Source organism: Mediterraneibacter faecis (assembly GCF_055383675.1).
This window is the reverse complement of the sequence record NZ_AP043803.1, coordinates 1,820,433-1,838,424: the sequence shown is the minus strand read 5'-3', so window position 1 is coordinate 1,838,424 and position 17,992 is coordinate 1,820,433. Positions and strand designations below refer to the sequence as shown.

18 protein-coding genes and 1 pseudogene are annotated in these 17,992 nt (G+C 41.3%); 18 read left to right on the top strand and 1 reads right to left on the bottom strand.

The features are described from left to right. Window positions 1–288: 288 nt before the first annotated feature. From ACZ47Z_RS08680 to ACZ47Z_RS08665, 4 genes and pseudogenes are all read left to right on the top strand, one after another. A complete protein-coding gene (locus ACZ47Z_RS08680) occupies window positions 289–957 on the top strand; it encodes a class I SAM-dependent methyltransferase (protein WP_054751281.1) in 669 nt (222 codons plus the stop codon). After that, window positions 947–1,648, top strand: a complete 702-nt coding sequence (locus tag ACZ47Z_RS08675; RefSeq protein WP_054751279.1) for a transglutaminase-like domain-containing protein — start codon at window positions 947–949, stop codon at window positions 1,646–1,648. Before ACZ47Z_RS08680 ends, ACZ47Z_RS08675 begins: the two co-directional genes overlap by 11 nt. Before the next feature lie 42 nt (window positions 1,649–1,690). Next, entirely contained in the window at window positions 1,691–2,569 is an 879-nt protein-coding gene (locus ACZ47Z_RS08670) for a LysR family transcriptional regulator (protein WP_054751278.1), read from the top strand. A gap of 126 nt (window positions 2,570–2,695) precedes the next feature. Continuing rightward, window positions 2,696–2,947 (top strand): annotated as a pseudogene (locus ACZ47Z_RS08665) (flavodoxin); the annotation flags it as partial. Window positions 2,948–3,275: 328 nt separating this feature from the next. On the opposite strand, the gene ACZ47Z_RS08660 reads toward ACZ47Z_RS08665, so the two are convergent. After that, entirely contained in the window at window positions 3,276–3,512 is a 237-nt protein-coding gene (locus ACZ47Z_RS08660) for a helix-turn-helix domain-containing protein (protein ID WP_005341369.1), read from the bottom strand. Between the two features lie 129 nt (window positions 3,513–3,641). On the opposite strand from ACZ47Z_RS08660, the gene ACZ47Z_RS08655 reads away from it, so the two are divergent. From ACZ47Z_RS08655 to ACZ47Z_RS08590, 14 genes are all read left to right on the top strand, one after another. Then, window positions 3,642–4,034, top strand: coding sequence for a hypothetical protein (locus ACZ47Z_RS08655; RefSeq protein ID WP_005341389.1), 393 nt, complete (start codon window positions 3,642–3,644; stop codon window positions 4,032–4,034). Between the two features lie 40 nt (window positions 4,035–4,074). After that, a complete protein-coding gene (locus ACZ47Z_RS08650) occupies window positions 4,075–4,407 on the top strand; it encodes a DUF5720 family protein (RefSeq protein ID WP_005341391.1) in 333 nt (110 codons plus the stop codon). A 187-nt stretch (window positions 4,408–4,594) separates the two neighbouring features. Next, on the top strand, window positions 4,595–5,503 hold the full coding sequence (locus ACZ47Z_RS08645) for a ParM/StbA family protein (RefSeq protein WP_044912250.1): 909 nt from the start codon (window positions 4,595–4,597) through the stop codon (window positions 5,501–5,503). Next, window positions 5,500–5,790: a hypothetical protein gene (locus ACZ47Z_RS08640; RefSeq protein ID WP_006426993.1), complete on the top strand. Its 291-nt coding sequence runs from the start codon at window positions 5,500–5,502 to the stop codon at window positions 5,788–5,790. The genes ACZ47Z_RS08645 and ACZ47Z_RS08640 overlap by 4 nt, the downstream gene beginning before the upstream one ends. A gap of 154 nt (window positions 5,791–5,944) precedes the next feature. Further along, window positions 5,945–6,496: a hypothetical protein gene (locus ACZ47Z_RS08635; RefSeq protein ID WP_007884604.1), complete on the top strand. Its 552-nt coding sequence runs from the start codon at window positions 5,945–5,947 to the stop codon at window positions 6,494–6,496. Between the two features lie 70 nt (window positions 6,497–6,566). Beyond that, window positions 6,567–7,862 carry a DNA (cytosine-5-)-methyltransferase gene (gene dcm / locus ACZ47Z_RS08630; protein ID WP_055247004.1) on the top strand — a complete coding sequence of 432 codons (1,296 nt, stop codon included), beginning with the start codon at window positions 6,567–6,569 and terminating at the stop codon, window positions 7,860–7,862. Window positions 7,863–7,864: 2 nt separating this feature from the next. Next, entirely contained in the window at window positions 7,865–8,821 is a 957-nt protein-coding gene (locus tag ACZ47Z_RS08625) for an amidoligase family protein (RefSeq protein ID WP_006426990.1), read from the top strand. A gap of 12 nt (window positions 8,822–8,833) precedes the next feature. Continuing rightward, a complete protein-coding gene (locus ACZ47Z_RS08620; protein ID WP_006426989.1) occupies window positions 8,834–9,316 on the top strand; it encodes a gamma-glutamylcyclotransferase family protein in 483 nt (160 codons plus the stop codon). 73 nt (window positions 9,317–9,389) lie between these two features. Then, entirely contained in the window at window positions 9,390–13,766 is a 4,377-nt protein-coding gene (locus ACZ47Z_RS08615) for a SpaA isopeptide-forming pilin-related protein (RefSeq protein WP_117718716.1), read from the top strand. Window positions 13,767–13,854: 88 nt separating this feature from the next. Continuing rightward, on the top strand, window positions 13,855–15,015 hold the full coding sequence (gene metK, locus ACZ47Z_RS08610) for a methionine adenosyltransferase (RefSeq protein ID WP_167528845.1): 1,161 nt from the start codon (window positions 13,855–13,857) through the stop codon (window positions 15,013–15,015). Beyond that, the gene (locus ACZ47Z_RS08605) at window positions 15,015–15,992 is read left to right on the top strand and encodes a DUF3991 and TOPRIM domain-containing protein (protein ID WP_006426986.1); all 978 of its coding nucleotides are present in this window, start codon (window positions 15,015–15,017) and stop codon (window positions 15,990–15,992) included. Before metK ends, ACZ47Z_RS08605 begins: the two co-directional genes overlap by 1 nt. A 6-nt stretch (window positions 15,993–15,998) precedes the next feature. After that, a complete protein-coding gene (locus ACZ47Z_RS08600; RefSeq protein ID WP_007884619.1) occupies window positions 15,999–16,745 on the top strand; it encodes a hypothetical protein in 747 nt (248 codons plus the stop codon). Between the two features lie 20 nt (window positions 16,746–16,765). Further along, window positions 16,766–17,569: a DNA-methyltransferase gene (locus ACZ47Z_RS08595; protein WP_226793175.1), complete on the top strand. Its 804-nt coding sequence runs from the start codon at window positions 16,766–16,768 to the stop codon at window positions 17,567–17,569. Window positions 17,570–17,650: 81 nt separating this feature from the next. Next, complete coding sequence (locus ACZ47Z_RS08590; RefSeq protein WP_015513330.1) at window positions 17,651–17,974, top strand: DUF7768 domain-containing protein; 324 nt, start codon at window positions 17,651–17,653, stop codon at window positions 17,972–17,974. The last annotated feature ends 18 nt before the right edge of the window (window positions 17,975–17,992 follow it).

Here is a 17,992-nt window from a genome sequence, read left to right as displayed (position 1 = left end):
GAAAGAAATATATTGTTATATGATTACGCAAGTGATATACTTAAGCATGAGAAAACCGTGTGAAATTACAGTTTGCTTTTTGCACGGTTTTCTTTATACTAGATAGTTAGTTAAAACTAACATAGTGAAAGATTATAGAATAACAGATATTAGGTAATATAATCAATAAGCTATAGAACTAATACTATACCGCTGAAGATAATTATTTTTGCCAATGAATTTTTTCGAACATATCAATGAAGAAATGCGGATGCAAGACGAAAAAGGTACTGTGATTGGAGAAAAAGCATGAAAAATGAAGAATATAAAAAATTGTCAATTAAAGAATTTACAAAAGCAGCAGGAAGATATGAAAGTAGCCATGCTGGTATTTACGAAATGTGCAAGAAAGATTATCCGGATATTCTGGAAGAATTAGAGAAGGAGCCTTTTAGAGATTTATTAGATGCAGGCTGTGGGCCTGCTCCGATGATTTCTTTATTAGCAGAAAAATATCCAGACCGACATTATACAGGACTGGATCTGACTCCGGCCATGATTGAACAGGCAAAAAAGAAAAATATTTCAAATGCAACATTTGTTGTAGGAGACTGTGAGAACTTTCCTTTTGAAAATGATTCATTTGATGCAATTATTTGTTCTATGAGTTTCCATCATTATCCGAATCCACAGGCATTTTTTGACAGTGTGAAGAGATGTCTTCGCCCAAATGGAAGGTTGGTTCTTAGAGATGTGACCAGTGACAACAAAGTATTGGTATGGCTAATGAATACATTGGAAATGCCGTTGGCAAATATATGCGGACATGGAGATGTCCAGGTGCCAACAAGAGATGTGGTTATAAAATGTTGCAAAAAAGCAGGATTAAAAGTAGAAAAATTTGAAATTCGTAAAGGTATGCGAATGCATTGTGTTGTGAGAAAACCTATGGGAAAGGCGATAGGAAATGAAAGATAAGTATCTTAGGGAAACACGAATGGTTGATTTTTCTAATCCGGCAATTCAAAAACTTATTCAAAATATGAAATGGAAGGAAATGGGTGAATTTGAAAGGATTAAGGCAATCTACAACTATGTAAGAGATGATATTTTATTTGGATATAATATTGATGACGGAATTTCAGCTTCAAAAGTACTTGCAGATGGTTATGGACAATGTAATACTAAAGGAACTTTATTCATGGCACTTTTACGTGCCTGCAATATTCCATGCAGAGTACATGGTTTTACGATTGATAAAAGCCTGCAGAAAGGAGCTATGACCGGGTTTGTTTACCGTAATGCTCCAAAAAATATTTTCCATAGCTGGGTAGAAATTAATTTTGAAAATCAGTGGTATGAATTGGAAGCTTTCATTTTGGATAAAACCTATATAAAGAAGTTACAGGAACGAAATCCGGAATGTAAAGGTGCATTTTGCGGTTATGGAGTAGCAGTCAAGGATTTCAGAAATCTCATTATTGAATTTGATAGAAACAATACTTATATTCAGAGCGAAGGAATCAATCAGGATTTTGGTGTTTATGATTGTCCAGATGAACTGTTGAAGGAACATCATCAAGAAATTTCAGCCTTTAAAGCATTTGCTTATAGACATATTGCAAGACACCTCATGAATCGTAATGTCAGGAAGATTAGAGAACGATAGTTTTAAACTTTTAGAATTAAAAATTTGTAGGAATATAAAGATATGGAATTAAGATTATTACGTTATTTTTTAACAGTAGCAAAAGAACAGAGCTTTACAAAAGCAGCAGAACAATTGCATATTACCCAGCCAACGCTATCCAGACAAATGGCGGCATTTGAAGAGGAGCTTGGAGTAACATTGTTTATTCGAAACGGGAAGAAAATATCGCTCACTGATGAAGGAATTTTATTAAAAAGGCGTGCCTTGGAGATTCTTAATCTTGAGGAAAGGACGCTTGCGGAACTGAAAGGAAAAGAAGAGGTTGTAGAGGGCACGATAACCATTGGATGCGGTGAATTTGCAGCAGTGGAGACATTGGCGAAGATATGTAAAACATATAAAGAAAAATATCCGCTGGTTCAGATTGTATTGCATACTGCAACAGCAGATACAGTGTATGAGATGATGAACAAAGGACTTGTAGATATTGCATTATTCATGGAGCCGGTGGACACCGAAGGGCTGGATTATATCCGGATTACAGATTGCGATCACTGGTGTGTCGGAATGCGGCCGGATGATCCGCTGGCAGAAAAAGAGTTTATAAAAAAAGAAGATCTTATTGGAAAGCCCTTGATCCTGCCGGAAAGAATGAACGTTCAAAGTGAACTTGCTAACTGGTTTGGGAAAGACTTTTCAAAATTACAGATTGCTTTTACGAGTAATCTTGGAACGAATGCCGGAGTTATGGCGGCAAATGGACTAGGGTATCCAATTTCAATTGAGGGTGCTGCAAAGTATTGGCGAGATGATATTCTTGTACAGCGAAAAATTTCTCCTGAAATCACGACCAGTACGGTGATTGCCTGGCGACGGAATATCCCATATTCTTTGGCAGTCCGTAAAATGATCGAGGAGATTAATGCTTTTCAGGCATAAAACAAAATTCAATATAAGCATTAGACATAATGAAGCGATAGAGCTTAAAATAGATGTGTAAGATGAATGTAAATCTTATACATCTATTTTTTTGTAAAAAATACGTATAGAAAGGGGCTTTTTATTATGAGTAAAAAATTAGTGACATTTTTCAGTGCAAGCGGAACAACAAAAAAAGTAGCACAGATGATCGCAGAGGAAGTAAAAGCGGATTTGTTTGAGATTGAGCCGAAGATTCCATATACAAAGGCAGATCTTGACTGGATGAATAAAAAATCCCGAAGCAGTGTGGAAATGAGTGATAAGAAATACAGACCGGAGATTATGGAAAAAGAGATCGATATGAGTTCTTATGACGAGATCTTTCTGGGATTCCCTAAAATGGAGTACAGTTTATAGTAGTGTATAGCGTGTACCAAGTTATAATTATGGGGTTGAAAATAACAGTATACACAGATAATGTGGAAAAATGTGTATGACGTTTATATAGAAAATAACATTGAAAAAGAAATTCAAGAATGGGTAAATTCATTAAATTTAAAATAGAATAATAATTACATGAGTGACAGAAGATAAGAATCTGAATTCCCTGTCACTTTTATATTATTTGATAAGAAAAAAGAACTGGTTTATATCCGATAAGAATATAGACTGGTTCTTATTTTTAATATGCTATTATATACACAGGGAGTCGGGGAATGTCGAACTATAGCAAGCCGGAAAAGAAAGCATTGATATCGGTATGAAAGAGTTTTGCAAGTGCAACTAATTCAGATGCCTTAATGTTCATGCGATTTGTTTCCAGTTTGGCATAGGTACTTTTGGTGATGGAGATACCCATAAGATTTAATTTTGCAACTACTTGGTCTTGAGTCATATTGTTTTTATATCGAATTGCTTGGATATTTTTACCAATATCCATATCTGGTCTAATCTTTTGCATAATGATGAACTCCCCTTATAAAATAAAAAGATTCGTAATACAGAAATATATATATTGATTCTAAAGAATTTAAATTTTATAATGTTTCGTAATAAGGAATTATTTTTAACAGGAAGAGGTAAAAGTATAATGGATGTGGAGATGGAAAAGAGAAAATTTTTAAATCTATGTGGCAAAAGAGATCGAGCATTATTGTCAGGTGAAAAAAGAATGACATTGGGGGATATGGAACGATTGACATATCTGACAGAATTTTTTGAACTGGAGAACTATGGAATCGCCTTATGGAAAGAATTTGGTGATGATGTAAAAGAGCCATTTGAAGCGATGATGAAAATGTTAGATGAGCCGGAGTGCATAGAAGATCGATGGCTTGATGACGAAGCAAAAGGGGAAAAGTGGTTGTTAGAATTTCAGGAACTGGCATTAACGGAAGAATACAGGGAATGGATTCGAAATTATATCGATAAAAAATATGAAGAAAGAGGATTACCATATCCGACAGGAGCAGACTTCGATTAAGAGGTCTGCTTTTTTCTGGTCTTTTGGGAGGTGATAAGAGGTGGAAGTAAGTATTTATGAACTCTTGGCGGCAGCAAGAGAATCGGCTAAATCTGATTATATAAAAGGGGACAGCATTTTGTGTGAGAAGAGATTTCATCCAGATACCCATTACATGGTAGAAATAGAACTGCTGAAAAATGATAACAAGCTGGGAAAAAAGGGCAATTATATACGGAAGTTTTTGACAGAACCGGAGTATCTTCCCATTTTACAAAAGCAGGAAAAACATCTCATAAAAATAAAAAGACAGGCAATTGTTCAAAAAGGAAACTTGCGATATATCCCTCCCCCGGACAGGCTGGACCGCCGCCGGGAGAGGGATCTTTTATAACCGGCTGGGAAGGAACAGTAGTGTTCCTCTGGCGATAGTGGTATAAAAAAACCAGATTTTCCGCAGGTTTTGGGACGCTGGAACATAGAAAAGTGTTCACGAATGGCACTTTTGCAACGATCCGTTGCAGCAGTGACAACATTTTTGATCTTACGTTAAACAGAAAAAATGAAAGGATGTGATTGCGATAATCATAGGAATTGATCATGGCTATTATGCCATTAAAACAAGACAAGTGTCTTTCCCAAGTGGAATTATTGGGTATGATTACGAGCCGTATACCATGCAGAATGTTCTGCAATATCAAGGAAAGTATTATGTCTGCGGTACGGGAAGACAGACGCTGGTAAAAAATAAAACGTCCAATGATAATTATTATCTGCTGACGTTGGCAGCCATTGCAGAAGAAATCAAGCATCGGAAAGCGGAACGAAAGACAGAGGTAATTCTGGCTGTTGGACTTCCGCTTTCAAGTTTTGGAAGAGAGAAACAGGGATTCAGGGAGTATCTGTTGCGGAAAGAGCAGCCAGTGCGATTTTTATATGAAAGTGAGTTATATGAGATAACAATAAAAGATGTGAAACTGTTCCCACAGGGATACTCTGCGCTTGCTCTGCATCCAGAGTATCTGAAGAATGAACCGTCTGTTCTGCTTGTTGATATTGGTGGCTGGACCGTTGACCTTATGAGGCTGGACAATGCTGTTCCGAATGCAGCAACGTGCAGAAGTCTGGAACTTGGAGTAATCCGATGTATTGATGAGACAGCAGAACAAGTGCGTAGAAATACCGGACTGTCTGTGACAGAAACTCAAATTGAGCGTGTGCTTCGGAGGGAATCTTGCAGTATGGCAGAGGAGGCCAGACGGATCATACAGGAAAACGGACGGAAATATATAGAAAGAATACTGTCTGCGGTGACAGAATCCGGGTTTGATCTCCGGGCAGTACCCACCGTATTTATGGGGGGAGGCTCCGCAATTTTAAAACGCCACGTGACCGCACAGGACGCGATTTGCCGCCCCGTTTTTATAGAGGACGTCCATGCCAACGCAACAGGGTATGAACGGATTGTAGAGCAGATGTGGACGAGATGACACGCCCGGTATATTCGTTCCGCCCGAACCTGAAAAATCCAGAACACCAGAGGGCATGGGAGAAATTTCAAAGTGTTCCAGAAGGGCAGAAAAGCCAGTATCTGGTTCAGGCAATTCTGGAAAAAGAGGATCGGAAATGGATGGAAGAAGTCATTCAAAAGACGATAAAAGAAAGTGTTCGGGAATTAGGAATATGTGGCACTACGGAACAATTGAAAACGAAACCATCATCGGAAGAAATACCAGATCAGATGATGGATTTTCTATCTCAAATGGAAAATTTGTAAAGGGGGTGAGGCCTATGATTGCACGATACATACATTGTTGGATCTGCTAGGGGTAAGGCAAGAAATGCATCGATATCTTTGGTGGGTATTGTGAATAGCTTTCCATGCGGCTTTGGAGTATGTTGTGTGTAGCAAAAGTGAAAGGAGAAAGGTTATGGCAGAGATGAAAAATATCTGCGGAAAGATCCCGATGGACTTACATGAGAAAGTAAGAGAAGAGATTGAACTCACAGAAAGCAGCACACAAAAATTTTTACAACAGGTCATTGAAGAACATTTCAACAGAGTGGAAGGAAAAGGAGAAATAAGCATGGGAGCAGTAAGAACAGTAGCAGTACAGGTATCAGAGGAATTATTCCAGAGATTAAAAGTAGTCATCGGAAAGAAACACATGAAACAGAAAGACTTCTTAATTCAGATTATAGAAGAAGCACTGGAAAAGGTAGAGGTCGAATGGCAAAGCAAAGAGCAGCCTGAAGAATCCGAACAGACAACTGGAGAATTGGGAACAGAAGAAACTCAACCGGAAGAAAGAACTGAGCCGGAAAGGGAAAGTGAACCAGAAGAGGAAGCCGAACCGGATGGAGAAAGTGAACCGAAAGAGGAAAACAAACCAGAAGGGGAAAGTGAACCGGAAGAGGAAACTGAACCAGAAGGAGAGACTGATCCGGAAGAATCCAAAGCAGAAGAACCAACAGAATGGTAACCAATTGATACAGAATAACGAAGGGCGGTATGAGAGATCATGCCGCCTGTTTTTATCAGCAAAAAGGAGGTTGATAGCCGCAACCATTCAATTTTTTGATCTCTTTAGCGGAATCGGGGGATTTCGTGAAGGCTTAAGACGGGCAGGAAACTTTGTCTGTGTCGGACATTGCGAGGTGGATACTTATGCGGATAAGAACTACCGATTGCTGTTTGATACGGAAGGGGAGTGGTATTGTAATGACGCAAGAACAATCGAACCAGAACGAATGCCAGATTTTGATTTACTCTGTGCAGGATTTCCTTGCCAGGCATTCTCTATCGCCGGAAAGCGAGAAGGATTTGCAGATGCAAGAGGAACTCTCTTTTTTGAAATTGCCCGGATTCTTGAAGCTAAAAGACCCTCGTATTTTATCCTTGAAAATGTTCCCGGTTTGTTATCGCATGACAAAGGCCGGACGTTTTGCACCATCCTCAGTACGCTTTCTGAACTGGGGTACCATGTCGAATGGAAAGTGCTTAACAGCAAGGATTTCGGAGTCCCCCAAGCAAGAAAACGGGTGTATATTGTCGGATATTTTGATTTCCGATGTGCCGGAAAAGTATTACCTGAACCAGAAACAAATGGAGCAGCTCTTGTTCAAGTCCGGGCAGGAAGTCAGGGGAAAAGAGTCTACAGTCCCAAAGGACTAAGCTGTACCCTGACATCACAGGCAGGTGGAATGGGCGGCAAGACAGGATTATATGATGTAGGTGTTCCAATCAAAGAGAATACAAAGCTCGGCTACAAACTTGCAAGAGAAGGGGACAGCATCGATCTGGGTTATGCGAATCTCAACAGCAGGAGAGGAAGAGTCGGACACCAGATCGCACATACCCTGACAACAGGTGTTCAACAGGGAACGCTGCACTTTGTCGATCTTTCACCTCCGCCGGTGGTAACGGAAGAATGCAGAAGCCTGAATACCAGACAATGCGGTGTCCACAAATACAAAGGAGAATGTTCTGGTGTATTAGCAGAGGATGGAGCAAGAGCAGTCTTAACACCAGCAAAAGAGAATGTTCGTCAGAACGGCAGACGTATGAAAGAACCCGAAGAACCGATGTTTACAATTACTGCAACCGATCGTCATGGCATCTTGTATCACGGCAGAATAAGAAGGTTAGTTCCGAGGGAATGTCTGCGACTGCAGGGTTATTACGACTGGCAGATTGATAAGATCATAGACAGCACTTCTGACGCACAGCTTTATAAACAGGCTGGAAACGGAGTAACTGTCAATGTTATCGAGGCAATTGGCAGATTGTTACAAAAGGCAGACTCCGAACTTAACACACAGAAAGTGTCTGAGAAAGGAATCCATTAGGCATGATCGGAATAAAAGACCAATACTTTGGCACAGAAATCGAAATGACAGGGATTACCAGACAACGTGCTGCAGAAGTTGTTGCTGAAATGTTTGGAACAGAAGCATATTATGACGGCACTACTTATGGAGTCTGGTCAGTGATAGATCTGGAAGGAAAAAAGTGGAAATTTATGTCTGATGGGAGCATTTATACACAACGGAAAGTATACGGTCGAATTGTAGACGCAGGTGGAGAATATTCAACAGAAATGGTATCACCGAAATTATCCTATGATGAAATGGGAAAGTTACAGGAAGTAGTACGATGTCTGCGACAGCATGGAGGTTTTGTAAATGAGTCCTGTGGTCAGCATGTTCATGTAGATGCATCGAATCATACACCGCAGAGTCTGAAAAATGCACTGACAATTATGTATGCAAAGGAAGATATCCTGTTCAAAGCACTGAAAGTGCAGGAGAGAAGAGCAAATAGTTATTGTCAGAGGGTGCGACCGGAGGTATTGGAGAAAATCCGAAAAATACCAAATAAATCAATCACAATGGACCGAGTAAGAAATGTCTGGTATGGAGGCAGGGATGGAAGTCATACCCATTATGATCATACCCGTTATTATGCTCTGAATCTTCATGCTGTGTTTTCCAAGGGAACTTTGGAATGGCGTTGTTTTGAAAGCACACTACATGCAGGAAAGGTGAGAGCAAATATTACACTGGCATTAGCCATTTCCGCACAGGCAATCAATCAGAGATCGACACAGATGAAAAAGACACTGATATCAGAAAACCCGGCATTTACATTTCGTACATTTTTATTGAGACTTGGGTTAATTGGAGACGAATATAAAAATGTTCGAAAACATCTGCTGGCAAATCTGGATGGTGATCTTGCGTGGAGATATGATAAAAGCACGTATGAGTGTCTGAAGAAAAATCAAAGGACAGAAGGAGTCAGATAGAGGTGAGAAAAAATGAAAGATAGATATTACTTCGCTTATGGCAGCAACATGAATCTGGAGCAGATGAAGTACAGGTGTCCGGCTGCGGAAGTTGTGGAAAACGTCCGGCTTGAAAATTATCGGCTGGCATTTCGGGGAAGGGCTCCGGGCAATGGGGTAGCAACGGTTCTGCCGGAAAAAGGAAGCTATGTCGAAGGAGTCTTATGGAAAATCACAGAAGCGTGTGAGAAGAGTCTGGATTTTTATGAAGGATTCCCAAGTTTTTATGGGAAAGAATCGATTCGGGTAAAAAATCAGGATGGTGTGGAGAAAGAAGTGTTTGTATATATGATGAACGCTCCGCACAAAGATGTTCCGGCAAAGCCATCGAAATTTTATCTGGATGGAATTCTGGAAGGATGTAAGGATAACCAGATTCCAACGGAGTCTGTCATGGAAGCGGTAAAACGTACCAGACAGGAAGTAAAAAAAGAAAAAAATCGATATGCAAGATAAAACGTACCGCAGAGGAAACATCTTCTGCGGTATTTTACTGAAAAAATCTATTTATAATAGGAAGGAAAAGCACATGAAGGTTAGAAAATTAAAGACCAGAATTGCTGCTTTTGGACTGGCTGTCCTGATGGGCATCAGTACCTTGAGCAGTGCGAATGCGTTTGCGGCCGAACAGACAGGCTCGGAACAGCAGACGGAAGTACAGGCATCTGAACAGGCGGTAACAAGCCAGAAAGATACATCAGTTACAGCAGATGATATCACAAAAGCAGTTTCAGATGATACATTTGCAGTGGAAACCAGTATGGAAGGAATCCATTATGATGCAGAAAAAGAAGATGTTACGCTTGTAAGTATCAAAGATGAGAATGGTGGAGAGTATCATTCAGACAAAGCAGGAACATATATTGCCACTTATATGGTCGTTCCAAAAGATAAGAGTGACAGCTATACCATCACCCGTAAAGTGACTCTGACGGATACCGAAGGACAGGCACATTCCGAAGAAAATGGTGGAGAGAAACAGAAGTCAGATACAGAATCTGAAGATGATTCGGATTCGCCTGTGCAGAACTACACAGATGTAGAAATTGAAACATCCGAAGAAGATGCATCTGCACAGGCAATCAAAGAACTGAAAGAGGACATCGAAGAGGGAAATGTGATGGTATTGTCTGCGGCTGAAAGAGCTACAAGCAGCGGTTCCACAGTTACATTGACAAAGGGGAGAACTATTTATTATCCAAGTTATATTGGAAATTATCTTACTTGCCTGTTTACAGTCAATGGAAAAATTGCATACTGCCTTCAGTCCCAGAAAGCATCCCCACCGAGTGGAAGTTATGTAGCACAGGTACTGGACAGCAATAAAAATCTGCAGAAAGTCCTTTATTATGGTTATGGCGGGGCAGGAAATCTGACAGGAAGTTATCTGTCTGGAAAAACGGAAGATGAAAAGTATGTGTATACACACATTGCAGCCAGCTATGCTTATGCAGGAGAAGCCGGATTTACAGGGTGTAATTATAATGACCTTGTAAATGCAGGGGTTATCGCATATATCAATTATCTGTTTGGACAGGAAGAACCGCCAAAAGGTGAACTGAGCCTTTCAAGCACAAAGCTGAATGCAGTACGGGATGGAAACATCCAGAAAACACCAAATATCACACTGTCTGGAGATCACAGAAACTATGTGACACTGAGTGTACCAGAAAATGTGACAGCACATAATCTTTCCAAAGGAACAAGTGTTACAAATGGAAAAATCCAGATTTATGGTGGAGATACATTCTATCTGTCCGCAGATTTATTACTGACAGGCAGTTATGCTTCCGGCAACTTATATGGTTCTGTCGGAAAGACATGGAGAACACTGGTGTTGACAACCGGAGATTCCAAGCAGGATATCGGTGTATTTGAAAGCGAAACAGCAGCGCCGGTAAGCTTCAGTGTACAGTGGCTGAATATGACACGCATTGAACTTATGAAGAAAGATGTCAATACACAGAATCCACTGTCAGGAGCAGTTTATGGTATTTATACTGATAAGAAGTGTGAAAATCTGCTGATGACAATGTCAGCAACCGGAACAGACGGAAAAGCAGTCAGCGATTATTTTGATTCTGCACTGAAAACAGTGTACGTGAAAGAGATCACTGCTCCGACAGGATACAAACTGAATACAGAAGTATATAAAGTGGCTGTTACTGCCGGAAAGACAATGACTGTAACAGCAACAGATGAGAGAGTCACCGGAAAGGTGAAAATCGCAAAGATCGATAAAGAAACACTTGCATTTAAAGCGCAGGGGGACAGTGTTCTTCGTGGTGCTGTGTATGGTCTGTATGCAAAAGAGGACATCGTGCATCCGGATGGCACAACAGGGGTTCTGTATAAACAGGACAGCCTGATTGCACAGGGAGTCATCGGAGATGACGGAACACTGGAATTTTCAGAATTATACCTTGGAGAAATGTATGTAAAAGAGATCACTCCACCGGAAGGATATACACTGGATACTACCAAATACGAGGTATCAGTAACTTATGAAGGTCAGGATGTTGCCGAAGTGACAAGAGACCTTACGGTAAAAGAGCAGGTAAAGAAACAGGCATTCCAGTTAATCAAAATCAGTGAAGATGGAGAGCAGACAGAAACAGACCTGGTTGCAGGAGCAGGATTTAAGGTATATCTGATCAGCGACCTGACACAGGTAAAAAATGGAAAACTGAAGCCAGCCAATGGAGAAAGCTATACAGCAAGCGATTTCAAAAATTATGACTTCAGCAAAGAGCAGGTTGCAGTTACTTACGAGAATGGAACAGCCGTACCAGTACCAGAACTGATCACTGATACAAAAGGATATGCAGTCAGCCCGGAACTGCCGTATGGAAGTTATGTTGTAGTGGAAAGTACTACCCCTGAGAATTTGAAAACCATTGATCCATTTGTTGTAAATGTGGAAAATGACAGCAGAGAGCCAATGCAGTGGAGAGTATTTGATGACCGCCCGTTTGAATTTTTGCTGAAAATTGTAAAGAAGGATGCACAGACTGGAAATACTGTTTTAAAGGCTGGTGCTTCTTATAAGATTTACGATGTGACAAATAAGAAATATGTGGAACAGGTTGTTCAGTATCCGAAGAAAGAAAAGATCAGTGTATTCGAAACAAACGAGGAAGGATATCTGATCACACCGCAGGAACTGAAGTGCTCTACCTACCGAATCGAAGAAGTGAAAGCACCGGAAGGATTTGTAAGACAGGGAAGCGAGGAGTCCCTGTATGATGGAACAACGATTATTTCACCATTAGAACAGACTACAAAAGGAACATATAAAGAAAATCCACAGAGTGGTATTGTAATTACAGTATCCTCAAACACTGCACATCAGATTGATCCAGATACAGGAGCTGCGATTGTAGAGGTAGAACAGAAAAACGATGAACAGGTAGGAAGCCTGCTCCTGACGAAAAAGGGAGAACAGCTTACCGAAGTAACCGGAGATTCTGTTCTGGCAAAAGTAAAAGCACTGGTTTCAAAAGTAAGAAATGCCGTATCTGGAAAAGAAGAAACAGGTATTTATAAAGGCTTTAAATATGAAGAAACCGGAGTAGAAGGCGCTGAATTCGAAATATATGCCAAAGATACCATCTATTCACCGGACGGAGCAAAGGACGAAGCAGGAAATCCAGTTGTCCGATATGAGAAAGATGACCTGGTAGCCAAACTGACTACAGATGAAAATGGAACAGCAGTTATCAACAATCTGCCACTGGGAACGTATTATCTGAAAGAAGTTGTAGCAGGAGAGAATTTTGTCCTAAATACAGAACAGAAAGAATTTACCCTGACAGCAGAGGATGATACACAGGCAGTTGTTTATGAAGGCGTTACCTATAAAAATGAAAGACAGAAAGTTTTCGTATCAGTAGAAAAGAAAGATTCTGTCACAGGCGAAAAGCTGGAAGGTGTTATTTTTGGACTGTATGCTGCAGAAGATATTCTTTCTAATCAGGGAGAGGTTCTCGTAGAGAAAGACACCTTGCTGGAAAAGAAAGCAACGGATGCAAAGGGAACACTTACTTTCGACAGTGATCTTCCACATGGAAAATACTATGTCAAAGAGGAAGTCAGAAAAGCTGGATATCTTCCAAATGAGGAAGTATGGAATGTAGATGCAACTTACGAAAATCAGAATCTTGCAAAGATTGAACTGAACAAAGAAGTTGAGAATCAGCCGACAGAAACACGCATTACAAAAACAGATGCAACTACCGGAAATGAGCTGGAAGGAGCCAAACTGCAGGTCATTGATAAAGACGGAAATGTTGTGGAAGAATGGGTAAGCAGTAAGGAAGAACATGTCATTTACGGACTGCCGGAAGGAAGTTATACCTTACATGAGGAACTGGCTCCTTATGAAGATGGCTATGTGTCTGCCAGCGATGTGATGTTTGAAGTCAAAGAAGATGGCAGTGTGACAAAGGTTGAGATGAAAGATGAATATTCCAAAGTGGAAATTTCAAAAACAGACCTTACAACCGGAAAAGAACTGGAAGGGGCAAAGCTTCAGATTATCCGCAAAGACGGAACTGTTCTGGAAGAGTGGATTACAGATGGAAAACCACATTCCGTTGAAAAACTCCCAGTCAATGAAGAACTTACTCTGCGTGAGATCACAGCACCGGATGGTTACGAGATTGCGGAAGATGTCACATTTACATTGAAAGATACAATGGAAGTCCAGAAAGTAGAAATGAAAGATGCCAGAACACCGGAGAAAACAACAGAAAAAACAAATGCACCAAAAACAGGTGATAACCAGAAAATATGGGCGTTTGTTCTGCTTGCACTGGCATCTGCTGGAACAGCTACAGGAGTGACTGTATACCGCAGAAAGAAGTCAAAAATGACAGACAACAAAAAAGAAACAGAAGAAAAATAAAATAAGAATTACAGGATAAACCAATCTGACAGGGCAGGAGATGTGCATAAAGCAGCTTCTGCCCTGTCTGTATATAAGGAGAAGAATGATGAGACGTTTTTATACAGCAGAATCAGTAACAGAAGGACACCCAGACAAAGTATGCGATCAGATAGCAGATGCAATCTTAGATGAATGTCTGCGTTACGATCCATCTTCGAGAGTGGCGTGTGAAGTCCTTGCTACAAGAGGAAATGTGTTTGTAGCAGGAGAAATCACCAGCGGATATGAACCACCAGTGTTTGATGTGATCCGAAAAGTTTTAGAAGAGTGTGGATATTGTACAGATGGGATAGAAATGGATACGTTTGTACACCAGCAGAGTCCAGATATTGCGAAAGCAGTGAGTGTGTCGAAAGAATTTCGGGATAATATCGGCGCAAAATTAAGAGATAGAAGCAGGGGAGCTGGAGATCAGGGTGTTATGGTCGGATATGCGTGTGATGATACTCCGCAGCTTATGCCAATGCCGACTGTTCTGGCACACCGGATCACACGTGAACTTTCGGCTTGCAGAAGAAGCGGATATATCAAAGATATCTTTTCGGATGGAAAAGCACAGGTAACCGTAGAATATGAAGATGGAAAGCCAGTGAGACTGGAAAGTGTTGTTGTTTCCTGCCAGCATGGTGCAGAAAAGAGCCTGAAGAAGTTAGATGCCGAAATCAGAGAGAAAGTGCTTCGCTCAGCACTCAGATTACTGCCGCCGGATGAGGATACGAAGATTCTGATCAATCCGTCAGGAAAATTTGTGTGTGGAGGGTTTGATGCAGATACCGGACTGACCGGAAGAAAGCTGATGGTGGATACTTATGGAAGTATGGTTCCGCATGGCGGCGGTGCATTTTCAGGAAAGGACTGTTCGAAAGTAGACCGTTCGGCAGCTTATATGGCAAGGTATATCGCAAAAAATATAGTAGCTGCTGAGTTTGCAAGCAAGTGTCAGGTGTCTCTGGCTTATGCAATCGGAGTAGCAGAGCCGGTTATGATTGAGGTGGATACCTTTGATACAGGGAAAGTGTGTGCGGATGATTGTCTGGCGGCAGCAATCCCACTGGTGTTTGGAGTGACACCTGTTCAGATCATGGAATCCCTTCGACTGAACCGTCCGATTTTCCGGCAGACGGCAGTTTTTGGTCATTTTGGAAGAAAGGAGTTTCCTTGGGAGCGGACGGATAAGGTACTGGATCTTCAGGATGCAATTCTGTAATGCCCTGGGTAACGGAAGAAGAGATTCAGGCAGCAAAAAATATGACTGCGTATGAGTATTTGCGGACGCATCAGGCACAGCGGTTGCAAAAGACAAGAACCAGAAATGAATGGCAGTTGACGGACCATGACAGTTTTAAAATCAATGAACTGTCCAGCAAATGGCATTGGAAATCCAGAGATATCGGTGGCGTGTCCGCACTGCGGTTCCTGATTGAAGTAGATGGAATGAAATTTACAGATGCCGTAAAACTGTTGTGCGAAGAGAGTCCGTCTTTTATTCCGACACAGTCTGCGAAAAAGGAAAAACCACCCTTTAAGCTGCCGGAGAGATATTGTAATTGCAGACGAATCAGGGCTTATTTAAACCACAGAGGAATCAGCGATGAAGTGATCACGTATTGCATTTCGCATGAAATCCTTTATGAAAGTGTCCCGTACCATAACGCTGTTTTTGTTGGAAAAGATGAATCCGGAAAAGCAAGATATGCATTCCTGCGAGGAATCTATGAAAAAAACGGGAAAGGATTCAAGATGGAGCAGACCGGGAGTGAAAAAAAGTACAGCTTTTGTATTCCACCTGAAAGAGAAACAAAACGAGTTGTCGTATATGAAGCGTGTATTGATGCACTGGCCCACATGACACTGGAAGAAGGAAAGAGGGATAAATATCGTCTTTCCCTTGGAGGAATCGCTGCTCCGAAAGAAAACACACAGATACAGAGTGAACGTTTTAAAAAGCTGCCGGATGCACTGGAAGAGTTTCTGAAGAACCATCCGGAAATCAAAGAAATTGAAATCTGCACCGATAATGACTTTGCCGGGAGATGGGCGAAAGAACAGATGAAAAAACATTACGAGGGAACGTATCAGATTATTTGCAATCTGCCGGAAAAAGAAGGGGCAGATTATGCAGACCTTGCGAAAGAAAAAAAGCAGACAAATAAATGCAGGGACAGACCATTAGAAAGAAGGTGATAGAGAATGGAAGAAAAAGGAACGATGCACGTACATCTGTTGACGGAGCTGACTGGAAATCTTTATTCAGAAGAATCCGAATGGGAAGAAGAGTGGTCGGAGAGTGATGAATATGGAATGCCATTAGATGGAACAGAACTTGCCGATTATGAAGAAGTCATCCGAGAAGAACTGGAACGCTATGGGGAAGATGATCTCATGCAGTATTTTGACGGAAGTGAGTCCATTCAGGAAAAGATACAAAGTGCAGTTGTTACGATAGAAAACAAAGACGGAATCCTGTACGGCTGTACCAAACTGGAATTAAATGAATTTTTAAGTCAGGAAGAACTACAGGAATTCACCGAATACATTACAGGGCAGTACAGTGACGGGTGGGGTGAAGGATTTGAACAGAGGGATATCAAGGTAGATGGTGGAACGATGAATGTGCATTTTTGGCATCCTAATATGGAACAGCCGAAAATGTATGAAAAGAAAACAGAGCAGATTCCGACAAAGCCTGAGAAACAACGTCCCAAGTTACAGCTCCTTGGACATGATGGGAATATTTTTTCCATTATGGGCGATGCCTCAACTCTTTTGAAAAAGAATAAACAGACAGCAGAAGCAAAAGAAATGCGTAAAAGGGTATTGGAAAGTGGGGACTATTACAAAGCACTTTTGATTATCAGCGAATATGTAGAAACTGAGTTGAGTCCGCCGCCCAAAGAAAATAAAAAGACAAAGAAGAAAAATCAGCCGGAACGCTGAGAAAAGAAAGGATGATGCCTATGACAAATGGCCTGAGTTTGGAAGAACTTATGAAAGAGGGAACATACCCGGAGGAATATACTGAAGGGGAAAACTGGAAAATATTACATGGAGATACATTAAAACTGGTCAAAGCATTCCAGCCGGGAATCTTTGATGCAGTTATTACCGATCCGCCGTATGCATCCGGTGGAACAAAACAGAATGAAAGAAATCGTACTACAAATCAGAAATACAGCAGTATGAGTGCTGCCAATGCACTTCCGGATTTCGATGGGGATAACAAAGACCAGAGATCTTGGACGCACTGGATGGCTGAATGGCTCTATGATGTGCGGAAAGCCTGCAAGAAAGGTGCTCCGATCTGTCTGTTCATTGACTGGCGTCAGTATCCATCGATTACCGATGCATTGCAGTGGGCAGGATGGATCTGGCGAGGAACAGCGGTGTGGGATAAGGGAAACTCCCGTCCACAGAAAGGCCGTTTCCGCCAGCAGGCTGAATATATTGTGTGGGGCAGTAACGGACCGATGCCGATCAACCGTCCGGTATCTTGTCTGCCGGGCGTCTTCCGATATGGCAATCCGCAGAACCGGATTCATGTGACAGAGAAACCGTTGCAGCTTATGAAAGATGTTATCCAGATTTGTGAACCGAGAGGGCTGATCCTGGACCCGTTTGTCGGAGCAGGAACAACTGTCCTTGCAGCGGTTATGACAGGTTATCGTGCAGTGGGAATTGAGGTAACAGATGCCTACTACAAACTGGGAAGTGACAGAGTGAAAATTGCATTAGAAGCAGAGCAGAAAGAGGATGAAAAGTAGCCGGGATGTCCAATTGGACATCTTGTTTTTTATAGAGAAAATGAGTGGCATCCAACTGGATGCAGGAAGGAGATGGAGCGTATGGAACAGGCGCTGGCTTATGTGTGCTGTTCAGCAGAAGAAAGCCGGGTAAAAGTGCAGAAATATTGCAGAAAAATCTATGAACTTGGGTATGTACCAATCTGTCCGAGATTTGTATTCTCACCATTCTTGGAAGAGTCTGATGCAGAAGATATGCAGGGATATGGAAGAATGTCCCATATCCTTTTACGGAGATGCCGGATGGTAGTCGTATGTGGGAAAGAAGTGACAGGAACAATGAATACCGAAATCAGTATGGCAGACAGACTCCATATCATTTGTACGACACTTGATGGACTGGTACAGATAAAAGAATCAAAATAAATCAGAATCGAGTCAATC

What these genes read in the sequence shown, in the direction of transcription:
- ACZ47Z_RS08620 (WP_006426989.1), top strand. Translation starts at nt 8,834, where the DNA reads ATGAAAGATAGATATTACTTCGCTTATGGCAGCAACATGAATCTGGAG.
- metK (WP_167528845.1), top strand. Translation starts at nt 13,855, where the DNA reads ATGAGACGTTTTTATACAGCAGAATCAGTAACAGAAGGACACCCAGAC.
- ACZ47Z_RS08670 (WP_054751278.1), top strand. Translation starts at nt 1,691, where the DNA reads ATGGAATTAAGATTATTACGTTATTTTTTAACAGTAGCAAAAGAACAG.
- ACZ47Z_RS08655 (WP_005341389.1), top strand. Translation starts at nt 3,642, where the DNA reads ATGGATGTGGAGATGGAAAAGAGAAAATTTTTAAATCTATGTGGCAAA.
- ACZ47Z_RS08605 (WP_006426986.1), top strand. Translation starts at nt 15,015, where the DNA reads ATGCCCTGGGTAACGGAAGAAGAGATTCAGGCAGCAAAAAATATGACT.
- ACZ47Z_RS08675 (WP_054751279.1), top strand. Translation starts at nt 947, where the DNA reads ATGAAAGATAAGTATCTTAGGGAAACACGAATGGTTGATTTTTCTAAT.
- ACZ47Z_RS08590 (WP_015513330.1), top strand. Translation starts at nt 17,651, where the DNA reads ATGGAACAGGCGCTGGCTTATGTGTGCTGTTCAGCAGAAGAAAGCCGG.
- ACZ47Z_RS08615 (WP_117718716.1), top strand. Translation starts at nt 9,390, where the DNA reads ATGAAGGTTAGAAAATTAAAGACCAGAATTGCTGCTTTTGGACTGGCT.
- ACZ47Z_RS08625 (WP_006426990.1), top strand. Translation starts at nt 7,865, where the DNA reads ATGATCGGAATAAAAGACCAATACTTTGGCACAGAAATCGAAATGACA.
- ACZ47Z_RS08600 (WP_007884619.1), top strand. Translation starts at nt 15,999, where the DNA reads ATGGAAGAAAAAGGAACGATGCACGTACATCTGTTGACGGAGCTGACT.
- ACZ47Z_RS08595 (WP_226793175.1), top strand. Translation starts at nt 16,766, where the DNA reads ATGACAAATGGCCTGAGTTTGGAAGAACTTATGAAAGAGGGAACATAC.
- ACZ47Z_RS08635 (WP_007884604.1), top strand. Translation starts at nt 5,945, where the DNA reads ATGGCAGAGATGAAAAATATCTGCGGAAAGATCCCGATGGACTTACAT.
- ACZ47Z_RS08680 (WP_054751281.1), top strand. Translation starts at nt 289, where the DNA reads ATGAAAAATGAAGAATATAAAAAATTGTCAATTAAAGAATTTACAAAA.
- ACZ47Z_RS08660 (WP_005341369.1), bottom strand. Translation starts at nt 3,512, where the DNA reads ATGCAAAAGATTAGACCAGATATGGATATTGGTAAAAATATCCAAGCA.
- ACZ47Z_RS08640 (WP_006426993.1), top strand. Translation starts at nt 5,500, where the DNA reads ATGACACGCCCGGTATATTCGTTCCGCCCGAACCTGAAAAATCCAGAA.